Here is a 2,534-nt window from a genome sequence, read left to right as displayed (position 1 = left end):
GCGGTCAACGCCATCGCTGGACGGCCTTACCAGCCGTACCTGATCGCGCCGCCCACCAACGGCAGGGAGTCGGTGGACGCGGCGGTCGGAACCGCGGCCACGCTCATCAGCCGGGACACGTCCCGGCGCTGCTCGGGCAGGACCAGGGTGACCACGGTGCCGGACTCCCCCGCCCGGGCGGTACGCCCGCCCCGGTGCAGGTAGTCCTTCGCCTCGGTCGGCGGATCCACGTTGACCACCATGTCCAGGCCGTCCACGTGGATGCCCCGGGCCGCCACGTCGGTGGCCACCAGCGCGGTCACCTGGCCGGTGCGGAACTGCTCCAGGATCCGGGTGCGCTGCGGCTGCGACTTGCCGCCGTGCAGCGCGGCCGCGCGTACCCCCTTGGAGAGCAACTGGCGGGCCAGCCGGTCGGCGCGGTGCTTGGTCCCCATGAACAGGATGGTGCGGCCCTCGCGGGCGGCGATCTGGGTGAGCGCGGCGGGCTTGTCCACCGCGTCGACGTGCAGCACGTGGTGGGTCATCGCGCTCACCGTGGCGGTACCCGGGTCGACCGAGTGCGACACCGGGTTGCTCAGGAAGCGGCGGACCAACCGGTCCACGCCGCCGTCCAGCGTGGCGGAGAAGAGCATCCGCTGGCCGTCCGGGGCGACCTGCTCCAGCAGCTTGGTGACCTGCGGAAGGAAGCCCATGTCGGCCATCTGGTCGGCCTCGTCGAGCACGGTGATGGCGACCTCGCCGAGGCGGGCGTCGCCGCGGTTGATCAGGTCGTGCAGCCGGCCGGGGGTGGCCACGACCACCTCGGCGCCGGCGCGCAGCGCGTCCGCCTGCCGCTGCAGCGACAGGCCGCCGACCACGGTGGCGCAGCGCAGCCCGAGGGCACGGGCGTACGGGGCGAGCGCGGTGGTGACCTGCTGGGCCAGCTCCCGGGTCGGCACCAGCACGAGCGCGAGCGGCCGGCCGGGGCGGGCCCGGCGGGCGGCGATGCGGTGCAGCAGCGGCAGCCCGAAGGCGAGCGTCTTGCCGGAGCCGGTCCGACCCCGGCCGAGCACGTCCCGGCCGGCGAGCGAGTCCGGCAGCGTCGCCGACTGGATCGGGAACGGCTCGGTGATGCCCTGCGCCGCCAGCTCGGTGAGCAGCGCCGGGGCGAGCCCGGTCGCGGCGAAGGTGGGAATGGTCATGGTCATGCGGAATGCCTTCCTCGACGCGGCACGTGTCGAGGGAGGGCGCCGCAGGGCGGCGCTGTCGTCGGCGGTAAAGCCCGTCGCGACTCACAAGCACGAACCGAAGGTGGTACGGGCCGGTCCGCCGCAGCACGCGCGCCCCGCGGAGCGGGTGGGCGGCGCGGCGGACGGTCCCGTCACCGCACCCGAGAGGGTGCGGTGGATGGTGCTGGGTGATCCGAAGATCAGAGCGGGCGGATGTTCTCCGCCTGCGGGCCCTTCTGGCCCTGGGTCACCTCGAACTCGACCCGCTGGTTCTCGTCCAGGCTCCGGTAGCCGGAGGACTGGATCGCCGAGAAGTGGGCGAAGACGTCGGCGCCGCCGCCGTCCGGGGTGATGAAGCCGAAGCCCTTGTCAGCGTTGAACCACTTGACGGTGCCAATAGCCATTTGTTTCGTCTCCTTGACGGAACGTCGAACCCGCACCTGTTGCGGGCTCGAAGAGGAGCGCTCCGCGCGGGCATGCGCGAATCGCCTGTCGCTGCTGGTCGCCCCGCCCGGAGAACTCCGGACACAACAAAGAGCGCCTGGGGCCACAATCCGCCAGGCGCACACAGAGTCTCTGGAAACCAAAACTGCAACGCGCCTAACCTACCACGGATTACGTAACGTGGGGCGGTCCGCCGAAATTTCCGGTACGCCGGCGATCAGCGCGGTCAACCCGTCGCCGTCGAGCAGGTCGGCCGGGCGGACGGTGACGCCGTCCCGCACGTAGTGGAAGGCGGCGCCCACCCGCTCGACCGGCACGCCGGCCAGCTCGGCCCAGGCCAGCCGGTAGACGGCGAGCTGCACGCCGGCCACCTCGGCCTCCCGCCCGGCGGGCTGCCGGCCGGTCTTCCAGTCGACCACGTCGAACCGGCCACCCGGCCGGGCGAAGACCGCGTCCATCCGCCCCCGGACCACCACCCCGGCGATCACTGTGGCGAACGGCACCTCCACCTCCAGCGGCACCCGGTCGGCCCACTCGCTGGCCAGGAATCGCTCCTGCAGCTCGGTGAGCGCCTCGTCGGGGGCCGCGTCGTCGTCCGCGGCGCCGGGCAGCTCGTCCACGTCCAGCAGCCGGTCGGCGCCGAAGCGCTGTTCCAGCCAGGTGTGGAAGGCGGTGCCCCGGCGGGCGTACGGGTTGGGCTCGGTGGGCATCGGGCGGCGCAGGGCGCGCGCCAGGGCCCCCGGGTCGCGGCGCAGCGCCACCAACTGGGTCGCGGACAGGTGCCGGGGCAGCTCCGACCTCGACCGCCTCGGCCCGCCGCAGCAGCTCGGCCCGCTCGGCGAGGAGCAGGTCCGCCTCCCGCCGCCACCGCGCCACCTCCGG

The 2,534-nt window shown here is 73.6% G+C and carries 1 protein-coding gene and 2 pseudogenes; all 3 read right to left on the bottom strand.

Translation table 11 applies throughout. From position 1 onward, the window contains the following. Window positions 1-80: 80 nt before the first annotated feature. Window positions 81-1,187 (bottom strand): annotated as a pseudogene (locus JNW87_RS37455) (DEAD/DEAH box helicase); the annotation flags it as partial. A gap of 221 nt (window positions 1,188-1,408) precedes the next feature. Continuing rightward, a complete protein-coding gene (locus JNW87_RS37450; protein WP_007464836.1) occupies window positions 1,409-1,612 on the bottom strand; it encodes a cold-shock protein in 204 nt (67 codons plus the stop codon). Between the two features lie 201 nt (window positions 1,613-1,813). After that, window positions 1,814-2,534 (bottom strand): annotated as a pseudogene (locus tag JNW87_RS37445) (RecB family exonuclease); the annotation flags it as partial.

Source organism: Micromonospora sp. ATA51 (genome assembly GCF_016802855.1).
In the GTDB taxonomy this organism is placed as follows: domain Bacteria; phylum Actinomycetota; class Actinomycetes; order Mycobacteriales; family Micromonosporaceae; genus Micromonospora; species Micromonospora sicca.
The sequence above is the reverse complement of the archived record's forward strand: the minus strand, read 5'-3'. Positions and strand labels throughout refer to the sequence as shown.

Excerpts from the sequence above, each read along its gene's own strand:
- JNW87_RS37450 (WP_007464836.1), bottom strand. The coding sequence starts at position 1,612 with ATGGCTATTGGCACCGTCAAGTGGTTCAACGCTGACAAGGGCTTCGGC.